This window comes from Acetobacter farinalis (assembly GCF_011516935.1).
Taxonomy (GTDB): Bacteria; Pseudomonadota; Alphaproteobacteria; order Acetobacterales; family Acetobacteraceae; genus Acetobacter; species Acetobacter farinalis.
On record NZ_WOTF01000001.1, the window covers coordinates 398,280 to 422,503 of the forward strand.

The 24,224-nt window shown below is 61.3% G+C and carries 18 protein-coding genes; 8 read left to right on the forward strand and 10 right to left on the reverse strand.

What is annotated here, in order from left to right; translation table 11 throughout:
- Window positions 1-19: 19 nt before the first annotated feature.
- From GOB82_RS01805 to carA, 10 genes are all read right to left on the reverse strand, one after another.
- Window positions 20-2,377, reverse strand: a complete 2,358-nt coding sequence (locus GOB82_RS01805; protein ID WP_166118870.1) for a TonB-dependent siderophore receptor — start codon at window positions 2,375-2,377, stop codon at window positions 20-22.
- A 508-nt stretch (window positions 2,378-2,885) separates the two neighbouring features.
- Entirely contained in the window at window positions 2,886-3,404 is a 519-nt protein-coding gene (locus GOB82_RS01810) for an RNA pyrophosphohydrolase (RefSeq protein ID WP_166118872.1), read from the reverse strand.
- Window positions 3,401-4,582 carry a divergent polysaccharide deacetylase family protein gene (locus GOB82_RS01815; RefSeq protein ID WP_166118875.1) on the reverse strand — a complete coding sequence of 394 codons (1,182 nt, stop codon included), beginning with the start codon at window positions 4,580-4,582 and terminating at the stop codon, window positions 3,401-3,403. The genes GOB82_RS01810 and GOB82_RS01815 overlap by 4 nt, the downstream gene beginning before the upstream one ends.
- 18 nt (window positions 4,583-4,600) lie before the next feature.
- The gene (locus tag GOB82_RS01820; RefSeq protein WP_166118877.1) at window positions 4,601-6,049 is read right to left on the reverse strand and encodes a S41 family peptidase; all 1,449 of its coding nucleotides are present in this window, start codon (window positions 6,047-6,049) and stop codon (window positions 4,601-4,603) included.
- 171 nt (window positions 6,050-6,220) lie between these two features.
- A complete protein-coding gene (locus tag GOB82_RS01825; RefSeq protein WP_166118879.1) occupies window positions 6,221-7,756 on the reverse strand; it encodes a murein hydrolase activator EnvC family protein in 1,536 nt (511 codons plus the stop codon).
- Window positions 7,757-9,295, reverse strand: coding sequence for a 2,3-bisphosphoglycerate-independent phosphoglycerate mutase (gene gpmI / locus GOB82_RS01830; RefSeq protein ID WP_166118882.1), 1,539 nt, complete (start codon window positions 9,293-9,295; stop codon window positions 7,757-7,759).
- A gap of 90 nt (window positions 9,296-9,385) precedes the next feature.
- Window positions 9,386-10,582 (reverse strand): threonine ammonia-lyase, encoded by a 1,197-nt coding sequence (locus GOB82_RS01835; RefSeq protein ID WP_166118884.1) that lies wholly within the window; start codon window positions 10,580-10,582, stop codon window positions 9,386-9,388.
- A 1-nt stretch (window position 10,583) separates the two neighbouring features.
- Complete coding sequence (greA, locus tag GOB82_RS01840; protein ID WP_166118887.1) at window positions 10,584-11,057, reverse strand: transcription elongation factor GreA; 474 nt, start codon at window positions 11,055-11,057, stop codon at window positions 10,584-10,586.
- A 142-nt stretch (window positions 11,058-11,199) separates the two neighbouring features.
- Window positions 11,200-14,454 (reverse strand): carbamoyl-phosphate synthase large subunit, encoded by a 3,255-nt coding sequence (gene carB, locus GOB82_RS01845; protein ID WP_166118889.1) that lies wholly within the window; start codon window positions 14,452-14,454, stop codon window positions 11,200-11,202.
- A 7-nt stretch (window positions 14,455-14,461) separates the two neighbouring features.
- Window positions 14,462-15,871: a glutamine-hydrolyzing carbamoyl-phosphate synthase small subunit gene (gene carA / locus GOB82_RS01850; protein ID WP_166118891.1), complete on the reverse strand. Its 1,410-nt coding sequence runs from the start codon at window positions 15,869-15,871 to the stop codon at window positions 14,462-14,464.
- Window positions 15,872-16,051: 180 nt separating this feature from the next.
- Here carA and GOB82_RS01855 point away from each other — a divergent pair, with 180 nt between their 5' ends.
- From GOB82_RS01855 to GOB82_RS01890, 8 genes are all read left to right on the forward strand, one after another.
- A complete protein-coding gene (locus tag GOB82_RS01855) occupies window positions 16,052-16,507 on the forward strand; it encodes a GatB/YqeY domain-containing protein (RefSeq protein WP_166118894.1) in 456 nt (151 codons plus the stop codon).
- Between the two features lie 245 nt (window positions 16,508-16,752).
- Window positions 16,753-18,591 (forward strand): DNA primase, encoded by a 1,839-nt coding sequence (gene dnaG, locus GOB82_RS01860; RefSeq protein WP_166118897.1) that lies wholly within the window; start codon window positions 16,753-16,755, stop codon window positions 18,589-18,591.
- A gap of 156 nt (window positions 18,592-18,747) precedes the next feature.
- Window positions 18,748-20,733: an RNA polymerase sigma factor RpoD gene (gene rpoD / locus GOB82_RS01865; RefSeq protein ID WP_166118899.1), complete on the forward strand. Its 1,986-nt coding sequence runs from the start codon at window positions 18,748-18,750 to the stop codon at window positions 20,731-20,733.
- Complete coding sequence (locus GOB82_RS01870; RefSeq protein WP_166118901.1) at window positions 20,723-21,307, forward strand: GNAT family N-acetyltransferase; 585 nt, start codon at window positions 20,723-20,725, stop codon at window positions 21,305-21,307. Before rpoD ends, GOB82_RS01870 begins: the two co-directional genes overlap by 11 nt.
- 161 nt (window positions 21,308-21,468) lie before the next feature.
- Window positions 21,469-21,939 carry a 30S ribosomal protein S6 gene (rpsF, locus tag GOB82_RS01875; protein WP_166118903.1) on the forward strand — a complete coding sequence of 157 codons (471 nt, stop codon included), beginning with the start codon at window positions 21,469-21,471 and terminating at the stop codon, window positions 21,937-21,939.
- 5 nt (window positions 21,940-21,944) lie between these two features.
- Window positions 21,945-22,220, forward strand: a complete 276-nt coding sequence (gene rpsR, locus GOB82_RS01880) for a 30S ribosomal protein S18 (RefSeq protein WP_025827993.1) — start codon at window positions 21,945-21,947, stop codon at window positions 22,218-22,220.
- Between the two features lie 10 nt (window positions 22,221-22,230).
- The gene (rplI, locus tag GOB82_RS01885) at window positions 22,231-22,827 is read left to right on the forward strand and encodes a 50S ribosomal protein L9 (protein WP_166118906.1); all 597 of its coding nucleotides are present in this window, start codon (window positions 22,231-22,233) and stop codon (window positions 22,825-22,827) included.
- A 107-nt stretch (window positions 22,828-22,934) separates the two neighbouring features.
- Entirely contained in the window at window positions 22,935-24,146 is a 1,212-nt protein-coding gene (locus GOB82_RS01890; protein WP_166118908.1) for an SAM-dependent methyltransferase, read from the forward strand.
- Window positions 24,147-24,224: the final 78 nt, after the last annotated feature.

Here is a 24,224-nt window from a genome sequence, read left to right on the forward strand (position 1 = left end):
TTCCCCCGCAGGGCGTGGGTCAGAATTCCGCCGAGAGGGTGAAATGGTAGACACGCGGCAGGCCGGCATACAGGCTTGAGGCCGCGCCGGATGTGCCGCTTGGCGCGCCGGTATAGACCGAGGCCCAGTACCGCGCATTCGTGGCGTTACTCACGCCAAAGCGCACCACCCAGGAAAGCTTTGCGGCGCGAAACGTGTTACGCACCCCCAGATCCAGCGTGGTGTAGGCTCCCGTGTGCAGCGTGTTGGTGACATTGGCGGCCCGGTTGCCCATGTAGTGCACGTTGGCATTCACGGCCCAGCCGGAGGCAAAGGCGCCAAGGGCGGCGGGCAGGCGATAGTCCAGCAGCAGATTGGCCTGAAGCGGGGCCGCTCCCACAATTTCCTTCTTGTTGAGGGCGGGGGAGGCCGCGCCCACCAGCTCCGCATCCAGCCATGTCATCCCGGCAAGAACAGACAGGTTGGGCAGTACCTCTCCGGAAATCTGGGCTTCCACACCATAGTTACGCTGCGTGCCGCCATACTGGTACGTCTGGCAGTTGCTCAGGGCGGCGCATCCGGCATTGGGGTTGGGTGCGGCGACATACAGGGCGTAGGGGGAGGTCATGCGGAAGCCCGCTACGTTGAGCTGCATGGCCTGGTAACGCAGTTTGTAGCCCACCTCATATTCTTCGGAATGCGCGGCGGGGAGGGCGATGTTGGTATTCGTATAGCTCCTGCTGTTGGGCGTGACAGGCCCTGCGGCAACGGTGCGCCCATAGGTGAAATAGAAGGTCTGGTTATCAGTCGGCTGGTAGAGGATGCTGGTGGTCGGGCTGAAGGCGGCGGAGGTCTGGAAGGTGTCTCTCAGGGCGCTGCTTGCGTTCAGAGCACCCTTCTGGTGGATCCAGCCCCAGGATAATGTGCCCATGATCGACCAGTGCCGGTTCAGCCGCAGGGTATCCCCCACAATGAAGGACTGGCTCATGATGCTGCTGGATTTGTAGCGCCCGTGATAATAGGGCTGTGTGCCGCCGGAGGGCGTTGGGCCATCAAGGTTATGAATGCCCAGATTTTGCGTAGGGGTTGAAGCGCCCATGGGGTTGTAGTTTCCCATCATGTAGCCATTGGTGCCGATCACCAGATCATGCCGGATGGGCCCGGTGTAAACCCGCCCGTTGATGTAGGCCATGGTGCTGCCCACGCGGAAATCGTTCGCGGTGGTGGTGGCTGTGGCGGTAGAACTGAACCAGCCAGAACTGCCGCGCCGTCCGGAGCAGGTTTTGCCGCCGTCACACAGCGTATCGGCCACGCCGAAGGACTGCCGCGCCGCATCCTGATACAACCCGCCCAGTGTCAGGCTCCAGTCCGGGTTGAACTGGTGTTTGATCTTGCCGAGGAATGTATTGGTTTCCATGTGGTAGCCGCTCCATTCGGGGGCCAGACGCTTGCTCAGGTCCGGTGCCTCGGGGAGTGCGCTGCCGCCAACGCCGGTTGCCAGAATGCCAAAGGCGGGGGCACCGCCGCGCTGGTCATAGGTGTAATGGCTGGCGTCAATTTCAATCACCGTCCTGTCATCCAGATGAAAATCGAAATCCCCGCTGACCATGTCACGGCGGACGGAACTGCCCTGCGTATAGGCCGTGCCATCCGCATGCAGCATGTTCAGGCGGTAGCCAAACCAGCCGTTCCGGCCCAGACGCCCGGAAATATCCCCGTTGATCGTTGGGGTGCCGATGGAGTCCACCCCCACGGAAAGCCGCTCGGTCCGGCGGTTTGTCGGGCGCTTGAGGGTGTATTCAAACACCCCCGCCGGGTTTTCCGGCCCGTATAGCGCCCCGGCCAGACCGTTGAGCACCTGAAGATTGTCCACCCATTCGGCAGGGTACGGGGTGGTGGAAACCACGTTCAGCCCATCAAGGCGGGAGTTGGCCACCACATCGGCTTCAAAGCCGCGGGACTGCGGGCGGGATGTATTGGGGTCTCCACGCACTTCCAACTGCACGGAGGGCAGATACTGCGCCATGTCATTGAGATTGCGGAGCTGCTGATTGACCACAACATCATGCGGAACCCCCATGACGGAATATGGCGTATCAAGCGTATCCCGGTTTCCCAGCGGGCCGAGATAGATCACCTTGTTCATATATCTGGCTGCCGTGCCATCTGCGGCATGGTGGCCGAGCACAGTCACGGCCTCACCGTTCGAGCCGTCCAGAACGCCCGCAATGGGGCTTGAGGTGGCAGGGTGCTGTGGCGTTTTGGCTGGGGCTGTTTTGAGCGTGCCCTGTTTGGCAGGCGTGTCCTGCCGGACGGGTGCTGCGGCGAGGGCCGATGAGGCCAGAAGGATGGCAGAAAACGTTCCTGTGATGAAAAGACTATGAAAACGATCATGCATGGGTCTGGCAGTTCCGCGATGGCACAAAGGCAGCAATACGGTCTTTTGCCGTGCGCGTGTGAGGTTGTCCATATCCATCCGTATATAACGCTATATCTGAACGGATATAATAACTCTATGATGTTTGAAAACGACAAGTATGCGGAATTTCTCGAAACGTCGCGGATAACGTGGGTGTGCAGTTGAGAGTGGGGTCTGCACAGAAAGGTCAAAGGCGTGCGCCTGCATCGGGCGTGGCGCGCCGCTCTCAGAGGGCATAACAGCAGGGCTGGGCGGCAGGAACTGCTCACAGGCAGGCAGGAGCGGCGCGTCCGACGCAGAAGGAGGGGAAGAGGAGCGGGGAGTCCGGCTCAACAGACCTTATGGCTGTGGGCCGCGCATGGGATGGCGGCGCATCCACAGGCCACTCCGCCAGAACATGTCCCGCAGGTGGTGTGGCCTGTCTATGCACACGGGCCGCGCCCGTATGTTCTCAGTGCAGCTGAAGCCTCGGGATTTCCCCGCAGGGTCAGGCCGGTGTGGCGAGTGCGCCAAAATCCTGAACCAGCCGCTCATAGATCGGTTTTTTGAAACCGACATTCCCGAAGGGCAGGTCTGCCAGATTGATCCACTGGAAGGCATCAAATTCCGCAGGTGTATGGGCGTCCAGCCGGATATCAGCATCCGTGCCGTTAAACGCCAGCGCAAACCATTTCTGTGTCTGCCCACGGAAGCGCCCGCCCAGCGCCTTGCCGATCAGGTGCTCTGGCAGATCATAGGTAATCCAGTCCGGGTGTTCCTGCAGGAGGTGCAGCAGGCTGGCATCCAGCCCCAGTTCTTCCTGCACTTCACGAAACACGGCGGTTTTCGGGTCTTCTCCCTCATCAATGCCGCCCTGCGGGCATTGCCACACACCTTCTGAGAGCGGGCCGCCCGCGCCGGGCTGGTCCATGCGGCGGGCGATGAGAATACGCCCATCTTTCCGGAAGATCATGGCGGCAACGTTCGGACGGTAGGGGAGGGCTTCCGCCGCGTGGCTGGTGCTCATTGGGGGAGTCCGAAGGAGGAAGGCTGCTGGTTCTGCCGGCCCATGTCGGGACTGGTCACATGAACATGCATGGCACCGTTTGCCGCCGTTGGCTGGCTGGGGGTGGAGGCTCCCTGCGTGGGAGGTGCGGGCTGCTGGGGGGCAACCAGCATGCTGACAGGCACCAGCGTAATGCCCACGTCTTTCAGATGCGGAATCCAGGCCCGCAGGCAGGCCAGCGCCACGGGGCGGAGCGGCCCTATGATGCCAATGGCGCGCCCGTTTTTGCGGGCGGCCTGCTGAAGCTTGAGAAGCTGGATATCAATCGTCACGATATCCGCATCGGTATTGATCGCGACATCCGCCGTGCCCACAGCGCCCGGACCATTGGAAGGGGTGCCGGGGGTGGCGTTCAGGTAGAACAGGCCGCGCTGGTCCAGGGCGGAAAGAATGGGCGTGAAAGCGGGGGAATGCGGATAGTCCCCGCCATTCTGGCCGGAAAACGCATTGGTCACACCGGCATAGCCTGCCAGATGAGAAAGCGCCCAGTTCAGATTATCACTGTTTTTCTGTGCGGAGAGGGAGGCCCCAAGCGCGTTCGGCCCTGCATCCCCGCTGGCGGCTTTCCCGCCCGTGGTGCTGCCCTGTATGGGCAGGGAAACCAGTGTTTCGTGCTTATGCGTTCTGGCCCGCTCCATCAGGCTTTCCGCATCGGATGCATAGGGAGAAACCGCGAGGGAAACCGGGCCGGGCAGGGAGTCGATGGCTTCATCACTCAGCGCGTCGGACTGGCCAACGCCATCAATCAGTAGGGCAACCTGCGCCATGCCTGCGGGCACGGGCACCACGGGGGCGGCATAAACCTGCCGGGCCATGCGGCCATGCAGGCCGCGTTTTGGCAGGGCAAAGCCGCCGGGGCCGGTTTCGCTTTCCAGCATATCCGGCTGCGGGACCGGAATATCCGTTTTGTTGGCAATGGCCGCGGCGGTTGCGGCATCGGACGCGCCGCCAACATCAATATCCTGCCCCACGACCGCCGAATGGGGCGGCCCCATGATCTGCAAAGTTATGGCGACAAGGCCCGCCAGAGCCGTGCAGCCCCCCCAGAAGCGGACAAAAGCCCGCCCGGATGCGGGCATCTGGTGCCAAAGAGAAGCCCCGGAGGGCAGTCCCGGCGCGCCGGGGGCAATGCTGGACATGGCGAGGCTCCTGCCTGATCAGTGGTGGGTGGGTTCGTCCTTGCCTGCGGCCGGTGGCTTGGCGGCGGGCAGGGCGGCGGACGGGTCTGGCGCGGGCAGGCCCGCCATGGAGCGGACAACTCTCAGGCCCTGCTGAAGCTGGAAGTCCGTTTTTGGCTTGGTGTAGTCAAACTCCGGCCAGTTGGCGGGCGGTTCGCCCGGAATGGTCTTGGCAATGGCGGGCAGGTCTGTCCGCTGCGGGGCCTTGGTCTGGTTGCCACCCTGATTTTTCAGAATGTGCTCAAGGTCGGCTTCACGCAGGCTGAAGCCGGGGTCTTCCCGCGTTTCCTTCACGGGGATATCGGGCGTGATGCCCAGCGCCTGAATGGAGCGGCCGGAGGGCGTGTAATAGCGGGCCGTGGTCAGGCGGATGGCACCGTTGCCCGGAATGGGCATGATGGACTGCACCGAACCCTTCCCGAAGGTGCGCGTGCCCAGCAGCACGGCGCGGTTATGGTCCTGCAGCGCCCCGGAAACAATTTCAGAGGCGGAGGCCGAACCACCGTTGATCAGCACGACAATGGGGAGGCCATCGGTAATATCGGTGCCGTGGGCATCCCAGCGCTGGCTGTCCTTGGGGTGGCGGGCACGGGTGGAGACAATCTCACCGGAGCGGATAAAGCTGGATGAGACATCAATGGCCTGATTGAGCAGGCCGCCGGGGTCATTCCGCAGGTCCAGCACCAGCCCGGCCAGCTTGCCGCCTGCCTGCTGCTTGAGCTGGTTATAGGCCTTGAGCAGCCCTTTTTCCGTTTCCTCATTGAACTGGGCAATGCGGATATAGCCAATCCGGTCATACAGCGCGGATTTGATCACCTCGATATGGATGATCTCGCGCGTGAGCGTCAGGATAATCGGTTTTGGCGTTTTCTCACGCACCAGCGTGAGCGTGATCTTGGTGTTGGGCTTGCCGCGCATTTTCTTCACGGCTTCATCCAGCGGCGTGCCATCCACGGGGTGGCCATCCACCGCGATGATGTAATCACCCGGCTTGATCCCGGCGCGGAAGCCCGGGGTGCCATCCACAGGGGAGACCACGCGGATGTGCCCGTCCTGTTGCTGCAATTCCAGACCAAGGCCGCCGAACTCGCCCTTCATCTGCACCATCATGTCCGCATACTGTTTTTCGGTCATGTAGGAGCTGTGCGGGTCCAGACCGGTCAGCATGCCGTTCAGGGCATTGGTGATCAGGTCTTTATCGGAAACCGGCTCAACATAATCAGCGCGCACGAGGTCCAGCACGGTGCCGAACAGGGTGAGCAGGCGATAGGTTTCGGCATGGTTGCTGGTGGGGGAGGCATCCGGAGCTGTTTCCGCCATGGCGGGGGAGGCGAGCATGCCTGCGCCAGGCAGCACTCCGGGGTGGGAGGCCATGGCAAGGCCTGCCAGGAAAGTGGCGCCAAGCATCAGACCTGTGCGGAACTTCATGCGATCTCGTCTCCTGTCGCCGGGTAAGGCCCCGTGCGGGCGTGTCCTGTCGAATGGTGCAGCGTACGTCCAAACCCGGTCTTGTAAAGGGAAGATCGGCTTCTGTCCGTCATGCGGAAAAAGGAGAGTAGCCGCTTCCGCCGGACAGGAAAACTGTCTCTTGACGTTTCCTTACAGGAAAGGTGCCGGGTTGACCGCTTTCTGCCCGTGCCGCAGCTGAATGAACAGGGTGCCGGAACTGGCGGAAGAGGTCATATGCCCCACAGGCGCACCTTTGGACACACCTTGCCCCGTTGCCACATCCAGCGCTGAAAACCCTGCCATGATAAAGCGGTAATGCTGCCCGCAGTTGAGAATGACCATCTGCCCGTAGGTGCGGAACGGACCTGCAAAATCAACGTGGCCCGCACACGGGGTGCGCACGCTGGCACCCGGCGGGGTGCGGTAGGTCAGGCCCGTGGCGGGTCCAGATTCGGTGGCACTCCCCCATCCGCTGACAAGCGTGCCCGCCACGGGGCGCGTGCCACCGCCCGGTGGCGGGTGGTCTGACAGGCCGGGACCGGCGGCGGAGGCCATGGCCGCCATCTTGCGCCGGGCAGCATCAGCCCGTTCCTGCGCGCGGCGTCTGGCTTCTTCATCCCGCGCGGCCTGATGGGCTTTTTCGGCGGCGGCAATTTCTTTTTGCAGGGCGGCTTCCGCCCCGGCCTGCAGGGCATCCAGCCGGGAGACGGCATCCTGAAGGCTGGAGGCCCGTTTGGTGGCATTTTCAAGCTGCCGTGCGGCAGCCCGGGCGGCGGCATTGGCCTGCACCTGCGCGGTGCGGGCTTTCAGCGCCTGCTGCCGAACCTGATCCCGCTGGTGGCTCTGTGTTTCTTCAAGCTGGCCGAGTTTGGCGAGTTTGGCGGTTAGCTCCGCATCCAGTGCGGTCAGCTTTTCCTGCCGGTCCCGCATATCCTCCGCCTGATGTTCCACACTGCGGGAGAGCCCGCGCAGAACCAGAAAACCGGTCACGGCTTCTCCCTGCGGCACGGGGGCGGCCAGCAGCGTATCGGACGGATACAGCGAAAGGCGTTCGGCCAGCGGCAGGATGGGGGCCAGAGCTTTGGCATCCTCCCTCAGGGCGGCCTGCAGGCTGGCCTGCTCCTTGCGGAGGTCCGCAATGCGGGAATCGAGGTCTGAAACCTGCTGTTCCGTTGTCTGGAGCTGGGCTGTGGCCGAAACTGTGGCGGCGGAAAGCGCGGACGCCTTGGCCGCGCTCTGGACGGCAATGGCCTGAGCAGCCTCGTTTTTAGCGCGGGAGGCGGTTACGGCGGCGGCCTGCGCGGCTTTTTGCCGGTCCATGGCCGCCCGCTGGGCCTGTGTGGCGGCGAGAGCCGCCTGCGCCTGCCTGACGGAGCGTTCAGCCTCCGCCTCAGCCTGCGTGGTGGAGGTCCGGGTGCCGGAACTGGAGCTCCTGTGTGCGCCTGTCGCGTGGCCCGAGGACCGGTGCGCGCCACTTTTTGGAGCGCTGTGGTGGCTGTGGCCCGTGCTTTTGCGGTTTGAGGCTGCCTGAGCCTGTGGCGCACAGGCCAGTGCGGCCAGTATTCCGGCTGCGAGCAGCCGGACGGGAAATACCCCGTGAGGGGATGCCTCACAGCTTCGCTCTCTCCACCCGGGTGTGGCGGGCAGAGAAAAAGGAAGCCGGGCAGGACGCAAGGCGAAGGGCATTCAGTCCGTTAGCAGGGAAGTTCCGGTCATGTCATCAGGTTTGGGTAAACCCATCATATCCAGCAGCGTGGGAGCCAGATCAGCCAGACGTCCGTCTTTCAGCTTTTTGTTGCCCACACCAAAGGCGACCAGCGGCACCACGTTAACCGTATGCGCTGTGTGCGGGGCGCCTGTATCCGGGTCTTTCATGGTTTCACAGTTGCCGTGGTCCGCCGTGACCAGCAGGGAGCCGTTCTGCTTTTTCAGGGCATCGACAATCCGGCCAGTGCCGGTATCCACGGTTTCAACCGCCTTGATGGCCGCCTGCAGAATGCCGGTGTGCCCCACCATGTCCGGATTGGCAAAGTTCAGGACAATGAGGTCATATTTCCCGCTTTCAATGGCGGCCACGGCTTTGTCCGTCAGTTCCGGCGCGGACATTTCAGGCTGAAGATCATAGGTGGCCACCTTGGGGGAGGGCACCATGATGCGGTCTTCCCCTTCAAACAGCTTTTCGCGGCCGCCATTGAGGAAGTAGGTGACGTGCGGATATTTTTCCGTCTCGGCCATGCGGAGTTGCGTGCGGCCAGCGTGGGAGACAACCTCGCCCAGAATGTTGTGCAGCGTTTCGGGCGGAAACAGCACCGTCAGGCGTTCGGCCAGTGTGTCACTGTAATGGGTCATGCCAAGAACGGTGGAAAACTGCACAACCTTGTGGCGGGCAAATCCGTCAAAGCCCGGCTCAAGCATGGCATCCAGAAGCTGGCGGATGCGGTCTGCGCGGAAATTGAAGGAGAGCAGGCCATCGCCATCCTTCATGCCGGTATAGCCCTCCAGCACGGTGGGGACGATAAATTCGTCGGAAATATCGGCCTGATAGGCCTGTGTGATGACATCCTGCGCGGTTGCGGCTTTCGGTCCTTCCGCGCTGACCAGCGCGTTATAGGCTTTTTCCACCCGGTCCCAGCGTTTGTCGCGGTCCATGGCGTAATAGCGGCCGGACACGGTGCCCAGCTTTACGCTGGCGGGCAGGGCGGCGCACAGGGTGCCCAGAAAATCAGCGGCGGAACGGGGCGGGGTGTCACGGCCATCGGTAAAGACATGGAACACCACAGGTACACCGGCATCCGCCACAATGTGGGCAAGCGCTGCGGCATGGTCCTGATGCGCATGCACGCCACCGGGAGAGACAAGGCCCATCAGATGGCAGGTGCCACCGGTTTTCTTCAGCGTTTCGATAAAGCGGGTCATGGCGCTACTGCGGGCCACGCTGCCATCCCGAATGGCGTTGGTAATGCGTGGCAGTTCCTGCATGACCACGCGCCCGGCCCCGATGTTGAGATGGCCAACTTCGGAATTGCCCATCTGGCCGTCCGGCAGCCCCACATCCTCTCCGCTGGTGCGCAGAAAGCTGCGCGGGCCGTGGGCCCACAGCGCATCAAAAACCGGGGTGTTGGCCAGCCGTACAGCGTTGTCCGACGAGTCTTCCCGCCAGCCAAAGCCATCGAGAATAACCAGCATAACAGGGCGTTTTGTCTGAGACGGTGTGGAAGCGCTCATGGAACCATGCCTTCTTGTTGTTTTAGGGCATGATTATGCCACCAATATCGCCCCATACAAAGGGGCGGGGCAGCATGGTTCCAGTGTGCCTCAGGCGCGGCGAACGATGTAGCGCTCGCCCAGTGCCCTGGTGATAAGGGCCGCGTGTTCCGGGTCACGTGCCTCAATCATCACTTCCAGTTCCGCGGCCTGAACGGAGGGGGCCGCGAACAGTCTCTGGTGAGAGACTTCGATAATATTGCCGCCAGCTTCGCCAATGGTTTTGGAAATATCCGCCAGCACGCCGGGGCGGTCCGGAATTTCCATGATCAGGCGGAGGATACGGCCATCCCGCAGCATGGCGCGCAGAAGCGTGTTGGCCAGAATGCGGCTGTCGATATTGCCGCCGGAGATGGGCAGCGCCACTTTCTTGTCCCGGAACAGGTCGGGGTAGGTCAGTACGGCTGCAAGCCCGACAGCCCCGGCCCCCTCGCTCACCTGTTTGGCACCTTCGGCCAGCAGGGTGATGGCGGTTTCCACCGCGCATTCCGGCACCACCAGAACACGGGAGAGCTGCCTGCGGAGGATTTCATCCGGGCGCAGGCCGATCTGCATCACGGCAATGCCTTCGGCAATGGTCGATCCGCCGGAGGGATGCGTGGCCGGGCCGGGAAAGGCAGAGAGCGAATTATAGCTTTCCACCTGCACGCCAATCAGCTCCACATCCGGGCGCATGGCCTTTGCCGCCACAGAGCAGCCGCCCAGCAGGCCGCCGCCGCCAATGGGGACGACAAGCATATCGAGCGGCCCGGCATCTTCAAACAGTTCGAGCGCGCAGGTGCCCTGACCCGCCATGATCGCGACATCATCATACGGGTGAATGAAGGTGCGGCCTTCGCGGGCCTGAAGATCCTGCGCGAACAGCAGGGCTTCCGCAAAGTTTTCACCTTCCAGAATAACGCGCGCCCCCCAGTTGCGGGTGCGCACGACCTTGGCGGCCGGGGTGAATCTGGGCATCACGATAACGGCGTCAATCCCCAGCAGGCTGGCATGCCGGGCAACACCCTGCGCATGATTGCCCGCGGAGACGGCAATCACGCCGCGCTTGCGCTCATCCTCGGAGAGCAGGGCGAGCTTGTTTGCCGCGCCGCGCTCCTTGAAGGAGCCGACCGCCTGAAGATTTTCCAGCTTCAGGGTAATGTCGGCACCGGTCGCCTTGGAGAGAGACTGAGAGGAAATCGTGGGTGTGCGGAGCACATTGCCGCGGATCCGCGCCGCAGCAGCGGTGATATCCTCAAATTTCAGCATCTCAGATAAATTTCACAGACAGGATCTCATACGTCCGATCCCCACCCGGGGCGGGAACGGAAACGGTATCACCCTCATGCTTGCCAATCAGGGATTTGGCGAGCGGGGAGGAAATGGACAGCAGGTTCTGCTTGATGTCCGCCTCATGCACACCCACGATCTGGTAGGTGGCTTCCTTGTCCGTATCTTCATCCACAACCGTGATGGTCGCGCCGAACTTGACCTGATCACCAGAGAGGGTTGCAGGGTCAATCACCTCAGCGGTGGAGATGATGCTTTCCAGCTCAAGAACGCGGCCTTCGGTAAAGGACTGGCGTTCCCGCGCGGCATGGTATTCCGCGTTTTCCGAAAGGTCACCATGGCTGCGGGCTTCCGCAATGGCGCGGATAATGGCCGGGCGCTCTACAGATTTCAGTCTACGCAGTTCATCTTCGAGCCGCTTCAAGCCCTTGTCCGTCATCGGAGTTTTCTGCAAGACATGTCCCCAGAATAAATCTGCCGGACGATCAGACCGGCATGGAAGTTATAAAAGACGCGGGTACAGGCGGCCATACCTCAGGCATGGCCGCTTTCCCCGTGGAACGCATCAGGCAGGCCTTGCGGCCTGCCCGCCCTGTTCAGAACGATCCACTAAAATATGACTGAAGCGGCGCAACTTCAAGCGGTCCTTCACGCATTGCCGCAATTGCATATGTTGCGGCCCGCGCCCCTGCCATTGTGGTGTAGTGCGGAATGCCCAGCACCAGCGCGGAACGGCGGATATCAAAGCTGTCCGCCACGGACTGTGCGCCACGGGCCGTGTTGATGACCATCTGCACTTCGCCCGAGCGGATGGCGTCCACACAATGCGGGCGGCCTTCCAGCACCTTGTTCACAACATCCACCTCAATCCCGGCATCGCGCAGCTTTTTGGCTGTGCCGCGTGTGGCCAGAATTTTCAGCCCCATGGCGGCAAGCTGCCGGCCCAGCGCCGGAAGCTGGGCCTTGTCACTCTCCCGCACGGAGAGGAAAACCGTGCCGGAGGTGGGCAGGCGCACGCCAGCGCCAAGCTGGGATTTGGCAAAGGCCCGCTCGAAGGAGGTGTCCAGCCCCATGACTTCACCCGTGGAGCGCATTTCCGGCCCCAGAATGATGTCCACTTCCGCAAAGCGGTTGAAGGGGAACACGGCTTCCTTCACGGCTACATGCGGCACCACGGCGCGGTCATCCAGATTGAAGCTGCTCAGTCTGGCTCCGGCCATCACACGTGCGCCAATCTTGGCCACCGGAACACCCGTGGCCTTCGCCACGAACGGCACGGTGCGGGATGCGCGCGGGTTGACCTCAAGGACAAAGATTTCCTGATCCTTGATGGCGTATTGCACGTTCATCAGCCCGACAATGCCCAGCTCACGCGCCATGGCTTCGGTCTGCGCCTTCAGCTCCGTCACAATGGCGGGGGAGAGGGTGTAGGGCGGCAGGGCGCAGGCGCTGTCACCAGAGTGAATGCCCGCTTCTTCAATGTGTTCCATCACACCGGCCACATAGACATCCGTGCCGTCTGCAATGCAGTCCACGTCCGCTTCAATGGCTTCGTTCAGGTAATGGTCAATCAGCACGGGGCCGGAGGCAATGTCATGCCCGGCAAGCTGAAGGGCGCCGCGCATATAGCGCTGGAGGCCCGCACGGTCATACACGATTTCCATGGCCCGGCCGCCCAGCACGTAGGACGGACGCACCACAACCGGGTAGCCGATGCGTTCCGCAATGTCCTCGGCTTCCGTCAGGGAGCGGGCAATGCCGTTGGCGGGCTGACGCAGGCCGAGCTTGTGCAGCAGGGCCTGAAAACGCTCGCGGTCTTCCGCGCAGTCAATGGCATCCGCCGGGGTGCCCAGCAGCGGGATGCCCGCTTTTTCCAGCGCGTGCGAGAGCTTGAGCGGAGTCTGGCCGCCATACTGCACGATGCAGCCCTTGACGGTGCCGTTCTGCTGTTCCCGGCGGATCAGCGCGATGACATCCTCAGCCGTCAGCGGTTCGAAATACAGGCGGTCGGACGTATCATAATCGGTCGAGACTGTTTCCGGGTTGCAGTTGACCATAATGGCCTCAAACCCGGCTTCACGCAGCGCATAGGCGGCGTGCACACAGCAATAGTCGAATTCGATACCCTGACCGATCCGGTTCGGGCCACCGCCGAGAATAATGACCTTCTCGCGGTCTGTCGGCGCGGATTCACAGGCCGGAGGGGCAAACACCCCTTCGTAGGTGGAATACATATAGGGCGTGCTGGATGCGAATTCGCCCGCGCAGGTATCAATGCGCTTGTAGACGGCATTGACCCCGACCTGATCACGCAGGGCCGAGACCTCCTCCGCCTGAAGGCCGGAGAGCCGTGCAAGCTGGATGTCGGAAAAGCCCATGGCTTTCAGGCGGCGCAGGCCCTGTGCGTCCCGCGGCAGGCCGTGGGTTTCCACAGCGCGTTCGGCGTGCACGATTTTTTCAAGCTCGCGCAGGAACCACGGCTCAAAGCGGCAGGCTTCGTTGATGTCTTCCACGGAAAGGCCAGCACGCAGCGCCTGTGCGGCCATGAGGATGCGTTCCGGGCGCGGCTGGGAGAGTGCTGCGCGGAAGGCATCTTCCCCGCCATCACCCGGCACGTCCACCGGGTCCAGCCCATGCAGGCCGGTTTCCATGGAGCGTAGGCCCTTTTGCAGCGCTTCCGGGAAAGACCGGCCAATGGCCATGGCTTCGCCCACGGATTTCATGGAGGTGGAGAGCAGGGCCGGAGCGCCGGGGAATTTTTCAAACGTGAAGCGCGGGATTTTGACAACCACATAGTCAATGGTCGGCTCGAACGAGGCCGGGGTGGAACCGGTAATGTCGTTCTTCAGTTCATCCAGCGTGTAGCCCACAGCCAGCTTGGCGGCGATCTTGGCAATGGGGAACCCGGTGGCCTTGGAGGCCAGTGCGGAAGAGCGGGAGACGCGGGGGTTCATTTCAATCACCACCATGCGTCCGTCAGCCGGGTTCACGCCGAACTGCACGTTCGATCCCCCGGTTTCCACGCCAATGGCGCGCAGGCACGCAATGGAGGCATCGCGCATCCGCTGGAATTCCTTGTCCGTCAGCGTCAGGGATGGCGCGACAGTAATGGAATCCCCGGTATGCACACCCATCGGGTCAATATTTTCGATGGAGCAGACGATGATGCAGTTGTCCGCGGTATCGCGCACAACTTCCATCTCATATTCTTTCCACCCGAGCAGGGATTCTTCAATCAGCACTTCCGTGGTGGGGGAAGCATCCAGCCCGGAGGCGACGATCTGCTCAAATTCTTCGCGGTTATAGGCAATACCGCCGCCGGACCCACCCATGGTGAAGGAGGGGCGAATAATGGTGGGGAAGCCGATTTTCTTGAACGCTTCCCGTGCCTCTTCCATGTTGTGGGCAATGAAGCTGCGCGGGCTTTCAATGCCGATGGCGTCCATGGCTTCACGGAATTTCTGGCGGTCTTCCGCGCGGTCAATCACATCGGCCTTCGCGCCGATCAGCTCCACACCATGCTTTTGCAGGAAGCCGGAGGCATCCAGCGCCATGGCGGTGTTCAGCGCGGTCTGGCCGCCCATGGTGGGCAGGATGGCGTCCGGCTTTTCTTTGAGAATAATGCGCTCAACGCATTCCGGCGTAATGGGCTCCACATAGGTGGCATCCGCAAGGCCGGGGTCCGTCATGATGGTGGCGGGGTTCGAGTTGACCAGAATAACCCGGTAGCCTTCCTCCCGCAGGGCCTTGCAGGCCTGCGCGCCGGAATAGTCGAACTCACAGGCCTGCCCGATGACAATGGGACCAGCGCCAATAATGAGGATGGAGCGGAGATCTGTCCGTTTCGGCATGATGCGTTCAGTCCTTGCGTGCGTGCGCATCAATCAGCGCGACAAACCGTTCAAAGAGATAGAAACTGTCAGACGGGCCGGGGCTGGCTTCCGGGTGATACTGCACGGAGAAGGCCGGGAAACGGTCAGAGGCCAGACCTTCGTTAGAGCCATCAAACAGGCTGACATGTGTAACGTGCGCATCCGCCGGAAGGCTTTGTGCATCCACCGCAAAGCCGTGATTCTGGCTGGTGATTTCCACGCGGCCCGTGGCCAGATCCTTCACCGGCTGGTTGGCGCCGCGGTGCCCGCGGGCGAGCTTGTAGGTCTTGCCACCCAGAGCAAGGGCCAGAAGCTGGTGGCCAAGGCAGATGCCAAACAGCGGCAGACCGGCATTCAGCACGCCCTGAATGGCGGGAACGGCGTATTCCGCCGTGGCGGCCGGGTCTCCGGGGCCGTTGGAGAGAAAGACGCCGGCCGGGCCAAGAGCCAGAATTTCTTCCGCCGTGGTGGTGGCGGGCACAACAGTGACATCACAGCCCGCGGCCACCAGGCAGCGCAGGATGTTGCGCTTCGCACCGTAATCCACCGCCACAACCTTGCGGCGGTTTTCCGGGGCGGGGCGGGTGCCTTTCGGCCATTCCCAGACGCTTTCGCTCCATGTGTAGGGCGCTTTGCAGGTCACGACCTTTGCCAGATCCATGCCTTCCAGCCCCGGCCATGCGCGGGTGGCCTCCTGCAGGGCGGGCAGATCAAACTGCCCGTTTTCAGGGAAATACAGAGCCGCCGTCTGTGGGCCGTGGTCACGGATTTTCAGGGTGAGGGAGCGGGTATCAACCCCGGCAATCCCCGCAACGCCCTGCGTTTTCAGCCATGCGTCCAGACTTTCCGTGGCGCGCCAGTTGGCTGGTTCCGTCAGGTCTTCCTTGGTGACAAGGCCGAGAGCTGAAACGCGCTGTGCTTCATCATCTTCCGCGGTGGTGCCGACATTCCCGATATGCGGGAATGTGAAGGTAATGATCTGGCCAGCGAAGGACGGGTCCGTCAGTGTTTCCTGATAGCCTGTCATGCCGGTGGAAAAGCAGATTTCACCAAGGGCGGGCTTCTGCGTGAAGGCGCCAAAGCCTTTTCCCCACAGAATGGTTCCGTCTGCAAGGACAAGGGCGGCTGTTGCGCCGTCCGGGCGGGCGTCTGGCATGGGTATTCCTGTTTTGCTGCCTCCCGGCGCCGGGGAGGACTGATCTGGGGATGTGGGGCTTGCGGGGTCCAGGTCTGTCAGGGAAAGACCGGTGGCCCGTGCGATAACAGGCCAGTGGCGGGATGGAATGGCCTGAGCCTGCCGCCATTTGCGGATAGCTTCCGTGCCAACGCCGGTCAGGCGTGCTGTTGCATCCGGCCCGCCAAGTCGGGCAATGATGGTATCGATTGAAATGGGCATGAGGTAAAACTGTGCCTCCCGTGCTGCATGATCTAGCAGCCTGCGGAGTGGGTGGGAAGAAATTTCCCACTCCGGTATGCCGGTTTTAATCCCCGGTGGGAAATTTCTTCCCACCTGATGATTTTATGCCACGCCAGTGTGGCGTGGCCTCTGATGCAGAGCAAGATGGAGTGAGTGATTATGTCCCTGCGTGAGCGCCTGATGGCTGATCTCAAGACAGCAATGAAAGCCGGGGAAAGTGCGCGTGTGGGCACGATCCGCATGATTACGGCCAAACTCAAGGATGTTGAGATTGCAGGCCGCGCCAAGGGCAGTGAAGGGCTGAGCGAGGAGGAAGGGGTTTCCGCGCTGCGCGGAATGGTCAAGACCCGCGCCGAATCGGCCGCCCTGTATCGTGATGCCGGTCGTCCTGAACTGGCCGAGAAGGAAGAGGCGGAAATTGCCGTTATCCGTGGTTATCTGCCGCAGGAAATGGATGATGCCGCGCTGGACGCCGCGGTGAAGGACGCAGTCTCCGCCAGCGGTGCCACCTCCATGAAGGATATGGGCAAGGTGATGGCGGAACTGAAGGCGAAATTCGGGGCCGGGCTTGATATGGGCCGCGCCAACGCGGTGGTGAAGGCGCATCTGACCTGACGTCTGCCGCCCCGCCTATCGGGTGGGGTGGGAGGGCTGGCGTGTGTGGGGATGTTCCTTGCACGCCAGAGGCCCGCAAGCATGATCTGAAAAAATGATACGGGCTTGGTCCGGTGTTGTGTGTTGCAAAGTTTGCTTGCCCCATCAGCGAGAAATGCGGACGGTGCCCGGCGTGGGTCTTGCAGGGCGTATTTTCCTGCGCTGTAATGTTCCCGATATTTCCTGTGATATGATAACAGGCCCGGATGGCAATTGAGTCAGGGTTTCTGGATGAGCTGCGTGCCCGTACCCCGCTGTTTTCAGTGGTGGGGCGGAGGGTCAAGCTCGCGCGCTCGGGCCGGAACTGGAAGGGCTGCTGCCCCTTCCATGGTGAAAAAACCCCATCCTTTTACGTTTATGATGATCACTTCCACTGCTTTGGCTGCGGCGTGCATGGGGATGTCATCTCCTTTGTCATGCAGATGGAAGGCAAGAGCTTTCCGGAAGCGGTGGAGGAGCTGGCATCCGCCGCCGGGCTGGATGTGCCCAAGGATGACCGCCGCTCTCAGGAGGATGTAGCCCGCACACGCTCGTTGGGAGATGTGCTGGAGCTTGTGCAGCAGATCTGGTCTTCCGCACTCTTTACGCCTTCCGGGCGGGCGGGGCTGGACTATCTTCTGGGGCGCGGTCTGACTCGCCAGACCATTGAGTCCTTCGGGCTGGGCTGGGCTGGAGACGGGCGCGGAAGCTTGACCTCGGCCCTCGCGGCCAGAGGTGTGCCCCCGGAGATGATGGCCGAAGCCGGGCTCATGCGGCTGGATGAGGAGGGGCGGCCCAAGGGGGAACTGTTCTGGGGGCGTGTCACCTTTCCCATCCGGGACCGCAAGGGGCGGCTTGTCTCCTTCGGCGGGCGCATTCTGGGGGATGGTCAGCCCAAATATCTGAACGGCCCGGAAACGGCCCTGTTTTCCAAGCGCCGCCTGCTGTTCGGGCTGGACCGCGCGCGTGCTGCGGTCCGGGCGCCACGCCCTAAAGGCGCACCCGTGACGGATCTGGTGGTAGTGGAGGGCTATATGGACGTGATTGCCCTGCATCAGGCCGGATTTAACGGTGCTGTGGCCCCTTTGGGAACGGCGCTGACACCGGAGCAGCTTGACGTGCTGTGGCAGGTCGATCGGGCTCCTGTGCTGTGTTTTGATGGTGATGCCGCCGGGCGTCGTGCCGCCGCCCGTGCAGCGGAGGTAGCTCTGCCCCTGCTCAAGGAAGAGCGCTCGCTCCGCCTGTGCCTGCTGCCGGAGGGCGAAGACCCGGACAGTCTGGTGCGCACACGCGGGGCGGAGGCTGTGGGGGCACTGTTTGCGTCCGCCAGCCCGCTTTCTGATGTGTTGTTTGATCTTCTGGCCGGAGGGGTGAGTAATCCGGGGCCCGAAGAGCGTGCGGCCCTGCGGCGCAAGCTGGTGGATGCGGCGGCCCAGATTCCCGAGCGGACTCTGGCCGCGGAATATCGCTCCACGCTGCTGGACAGGTTTTTTGAAACCTTCCGCCGCAAGAAGGGGGGCGGATTTGCAGGGGGCGCGCGTGGTGCTGGCGGCGGCGGGAGCGGCAGCCGCGTGCCGCAGGACATCCAGCCCGCACGGGTGGACCCGGTGCGGGAGCGGCAGCGCATTCTGCTGGGTCTGCTGCTGCGTTACCCGGATCTGGTGCCGGAGGTAGAGGAAGCCCTGTGCCGCCTCACTCTGCCGGAAGACTATTCCGAGGTGCGGGCGCTGCTGCTTGATCTCTCGGCAGAAGGCATGTTGCCGGAAGATGGCAGGAGCCTGCTGGAGGCTCTGGCCGGGCGGGAAGAAGAGGGGCTGGTGCGCGGCGTGCTCTCTGAAGGAGCCTTGCCTTTGAATATGGAAGAAAAAGATACGTCACTGGCTGTGGCCATCAGAACACAATGGTGGCATTTTTACGGGCTACTGAATTTCGGCCAATTTCAGCAGGACGTTGCGCAAGAGGTTGCGCGCTTTGCGCAGGATGGCGCAGATATGGCAGAATGGAAGCGGTTGCAGCCTAGGCTTGAGGCTCTGGCGGCGCTGCGGCGTGGGGAGATGGACGAGTAGGGTGGTATGAGGCGCGGGAAATGTTCAGCCCCCGTTCCTCTTGACTTCGCGGGCAGTATATCCCACGTCCTGCCCGCCTGGAAAACTGAACAATTTGTGTTGAGCTGGTCGTTCTGCATCTTGTCAGAATGCAGGCGGGTGAGGAGCAGGTCTGGCATGGCAACAAAGACAGCATCGGGTAACGGAGCGCACGCAGCTGAACAGGATGGCGATACAGCCACCCTGGATACGCAGTCTACTGCGGTTAAAAAGCTGATCGCGAAGGGGCGTGAGCGCGGATATATCACGTTTGACGAGCTGAATGCCGTGCTGCCTCAGGACAAGATGTCCTCCGAGCAGATTGAGGACATCATGGCGATGCTGTCCGAAATGGGAATTCAGGTCGTCGAAAACGAAGAGAACGACGACTCCGAGTCCCAGAAGGCTGACACGCCTGAGGATGAAGAAGAAGCCGAGGAAGAAGCGGAAGAAGCCGAGGGCGAAACCGTCAGCGGCAACGTCAACGCGGAAAATCTTGGCCGCACGGATGACCCCGTCCGCATGTATCTGCGCGAGATGGGCACGGTGGAACTGCTCTCCCGTGAGGGCGAGATCGCCATTGCCAAGCGCATTGAGGCTGGCCGCGATGAAATGATTGGCGGCCTGTGCGAAAGCCCGCTGACCTTCCGCGCCATTATCTCCTGGCATGAGAAGATCCGTAACAATGAAATGCTTCTGCGTGACATTGTGGATCTGGAAGCCATGCAGGCAGCCACCAACCCGATGGGGGAGGACGGCAGCGGAGACGCGTTTGAAGGCACCGAAAACGAAGGTGAGGACGCGGACGAGCCGGAAAACGAAGTTGAAGGTGAAGGCGAGGGAGAAGGCAGCGGCCTTTCCCTTTCCGCGCTGGAAGAAAAGCTGAAGCCGGAAATTCTCGCGCATTTTGAAGAAATCGAGCCGCTTTACGAAAAGCTGCGCAAGCTTCAGGTGAAGCGCATTGATGTGCTGACCACCGGTGAGGAAGTGCTCGACCGCTCCGAGAAAATCTACGCCACCCTGCGTGATGAGCTGGTGGGCAAGGTGGAGCAGGTGCATCTGCATAACAACCGGATTGAAGATCTGGTTGTGCAGCTCAAGGAACTGTTCCGCACCCTGAACGTGCTGGAAGGCCGTATGCTGCGTCTGGCAGAAAGCTGCCGTGTCTCGCGTGAGGACTTCCTGCTCAAATATCGTGGGCACGAGCTGGACCCGGCCTGGATGGACATGGTTTCCGCCCTGCCGGGCAAGTCCTGGAAAAACTTTGTCGCCAAACATTCGGACGCGGTGATCGAACTGCGGAACCAGGTTGCGCAACTGGCGCAGGATACCGGGCTGCCGATTGGTGAATTCCGTCGTGTGTACGCCACGGTTGCCCGCGGCGAGCGGGATTCCGCCCGCGCCAAGAAGGAAATGATTGAAGCCAACCTGCGGCTGGTGATTTCCATTGCCAAGAAATACACCAACCGTGGCCTTCAGTTCCTTGACCTGATTCAGGAAGGCAATATCGGCCTGATGAAGGCCGTGGACAAATTCGAGTATCGTCGCGGCTACAAGTTCTCCACCTACGCAACCTGGTGGATCAGGCAGGCCATCACCCGCTCCATTGCGGATCAGGCGCGCACCATCCGTATTCCGGTGCATATGATCGAGACCATCAACAAGCTGGTGCGGACTTCGCGCCAGATGCTGCATGAAATCGGTCGGGAACCAGCGCCTGAAGAACTGGCTGAAAAGCTGGGAATGCCGCTGGAAAAAGTGCGGAAAGTCCTCAAGATCGCCAAAGAGCCGATTTCTCTGGAAACCCCGATCGGGGATGAGGAAGACAGCCATCTGGGTGACTTCATTGAAGATAAAACGGCGATTATCCCGCTGGATGCCGCCATTCAGACCAACCTGCGCGAAGCCACAACCCGCGTTCTGGCCTCACTCACCCCGCGTGAGGAACGTGTGCTGCGCATGCGTTTTGGTATCGGTATGAACACGGATCACACGCTGGAAGAAGTTGGCCAGCAGTTCAACGTGACTCGTGAACGTATCCGCCAGATCGAGGCGAAGGCGCTGCGCAAGCTCAAGCACCCCAGCCGCAGCCGTAAGCTCCGGTCCTTCCTGGATGATAACTGAGGTTTCCATCCAGCAGGCTGAGCCGACAACGCGCATGAAGGTGGATGTCACATTCATGCGCATGCTTACCCCCCCGAGCGGAGAGGGGCTTGCCCTGCCGGAAGGGTGGTGGATTGAGAAAGACGTGCGGCCCGACCTTGCAACCTATCGCATGTTGCAGGACCGGGTGGGGCGGCCTTATTGCTGGTGGATGCGTCAGGCGGCGTCTGATGCGGTTCTGGCGCGCTTTCTGGCACGTGGCCCCGTGTGTATCGGCCTGCTGCGGCAGGGTGAGGCGCTGCGGGGGTTTTATGAGCTGAACATCGCGGCCCCGCAGGATATCAATCTGTCCTATTTCGGCCTGTTCCCGGAAGCGATCGGGCAGGGCGTGGGGCGTGCGTTTCTGGATAGCGCGGTGCGGCATGCGTGGTCTCTGGCCCCGCTGAGCGTGCGGGTGAACACCTGCACGGCGGACCACCCCCGGGCCTTACCCCTTTATGAGCAGATGGGGTTTGAGCCGGTTCGCACGGTGGAAGAAATCTGGGATGTGCCCGACCGGCTCGGATTGACCATTCCCGAGCAGTTTCTGGTCTGAAAGCTCTTGCTTTCTGGCGGGAAGTGTGGTTGACACGCGATCTTCCCTGCCGGGTGCGCGGCATCGCTCCGGCTATACCCATCTTGCTCTGCTCTGTGCAGGGCGCTGTTTGCCGGAACGGTCTGGCGCAGTCGGGTTGATACGATCCGAAGGGAGTACCCATGCCACTTTACGAGACCGTGCTTATTGCACGTAATGATATTTCGCAGCAGCAGGTTGATGCCATCATTGATGGCATTATCGCTCAGGTTGAAGCTGATGGCGGTTCCGTCAAGAAGCGTGAATACTGGGGCCTGCGCACTCTGGCTTACCGTATCAAGAAGAACCGCAAGGGCCACTATGTCCTGCTCGGTCTTGATATGAAGGCTGAAATGCTCAAGGAAATCGAACGTCAGCTTTCCATCAATGAAGACGTCCTGCGTCTGCTGGCGCTGCGCGTTGATGAAATTGACGAAGCTCCGTCCCCCGTTCTGTCCCGCAAGGGTGATGATCGCGGCGAACGTGGTTTCCGTGGCCCGAAGCCGACCGGACGCTTTGAAAGCGGCCGTGGCCGCCGTTCTTCCGAAGACCGTGAAGAATATCGCGCCCGTGATGATAAACCGGCTGATATCGCTGGCATGGAAGCGGAGTGAGCAGAATGTCTGAAACGACCGAAATCAATCCCGCCGCACGTCGTCCGGCCGTAGGGGCCCGTCGTCCGTTCTACCGTCGCCGCAAGTCCTGCCCGTTCTCCGGCCCGAATGCGCCGAAGATCGACTACAAGGACGTGCGTCTTCTGAGCCGTTTCCTGTCCGAACGTGGCAAGATCGTGCCCAGCCGTATTACGGCGGTTTCCGCAAAGAAGCAGCGTGAGCTGGCCCAGGCTATCAAGCGCGCCCGCTTCCTTGCTCTGCTTCCCTACGTGATGAGCTGAGAGGGCGATCATGGCTGCTACAGAAGTGATCCTGCTTCAGCGCGTTGAACATCTGGGTCAGATGGGCGATGTGGTGAAGGTTCGTCCGGGTTATGCCCGTAACTTCCTGCTGCCCCAGGGCAAGGCTATTCGTGCAAACGAAGCCAACCGTGCACGGTTTGACCGCGAACGGGCCCAGCTTGAGGCGCAGAACATCAAACGTCGTGAAGAAGCCGAGCGCCTCTCCGAACGTCTGGACGGTCTGGCTGTTGTGCTGATCCGCCAGGCTGGTGACAGCGGCAGCCTCTATGGCTCCGTTTCCACCCGTGACGTTGCACAGGTTGTGACCGAAGCTGGTTTCACCATCTCCCGTCAGCAGGTCTTCCTGGCTCATCCGATCAAGTCTCTTGGTCTGTATGAAGTCAAGGTTGCGCTGCACCCGGAAGTGGTTGTGCCGGTTATCGTCAACGTTGCCCGTTCCGCTGAAGAAGCAGAACGTCAGGCACGCGGTGAAGCCGTGAGCGTTGAAGAAGCAGATGTGGCTGGTGATGAAGCCGTGATCGAAGGCGAAATTGTCGCTGAAGATGCGGATGCACCGGCAGCAGAGGACAATAAAGCCGACGCGTAATCGTCGTCTTTTTTCTGTCATGCTTTTAAAAGGGTCCGGGAAGTATTTCCGGGCCCTTTTTTGTGTTTTATCATCAGGTTTTCTCAGGGCCATGATGGAGTGCACGCATGAACCGAATTCTTGACCGGATATTAAGGCACTTTATTTCCACCGGGCGGCTGCATGTCGTCTGGCCTGATGGCAGCCAGACGCAGTATAATGGCAGCGCGTCTGGCCCTGAAGCCGGGATGAGGCTGGTGGATAACGCCAGCGTGCGGGCTCTGGCGCTTAATCCGGGGCTGGCCTTTGGCGAAGGCTATATGGCTGGCGGCATCCAGCCCAAGGACTGCACGCTGTATGCGCTGCTGGACCTGCTGATGCGCAATGCCATGTCTCCCGGCCATCTGCCGGAGCAGATTGCCAGCACTATCCGCTATGCCTGCCGGAGCTGGATTCAGTTCAACCCGGTCAAACGGGCCCGCCAGAATGTGGCGCATCATTATGATCTTGATAGCCGCCTGTATGATCTGTTTCTGGATAAGGACAAGCAGTATTCCTGTGCCTACTTCCGGCGCGGGGATGAAACGCTGGATGAGGCTCAGGCCGCCAAGAAAAAGCATATTGCAGCCAAGCTGCTGCTGAACCGGCCGGGGCTGGAAGTGCTGGATATCGGCTGCGGCTGGGGCGGTATGGCGCTGACTCTGGCGCGGGACTACGGCGCGATTGTCACCGGTATTACGCTTTCCGAAGAACAACTGACCATTGCGCGCCGCCGCGCGCAGGAGGAAGGGCTTGAAGGGCGCGTGCGTTTTGAAATGCTCGACTACCGGAACCTCCAGCGGCGCTTTGACCGGATTGTTTCCGTCGGCATGTTCGAGCATGTGGGCGTGCATCATTATCATCAGTTTTTCGAGGTGCTCAAAAACAGTCTGGCGGACGATGGCGTGGCGGTTCTGCACTCCATCGGGCGGAATGACGGGCCCGGCACCACCAATCCGTGGATCAATAAATATATTTTCCCCGGTGGGTATTCCCCTTCACTGAGCGAGACATTCGCGGCGGTGGAACGCTCCGGCCTGTGGGTGACGGACTGCGAAATCCTGCGCCTGCATTACGCGAAGACGATTGCCATCTGGCGGGAGCGGTTCGCGGCAAACCGCGCCAAGGCTGTGGCGCTGTATGATGAACGCTTTGCACGGATGTTCGAATTCTATCTGGATGCAGCAGAACTCTCCTTCCGTGTGCAGGGCCACATGAATTTCCAGCTTCAGATCACCCGCTCTCTTGAGGCCGTGCCGCTCACGCGGGACTACATGGCGGAAGCGGAAGGACCGGCCTGACGGCGTATCTGCCCACCCGGCGCGCGGAGTAGCTCCGCGGGTATAAAAAAAGCACCCTTTCCGGGAGGAAGAGGGTGC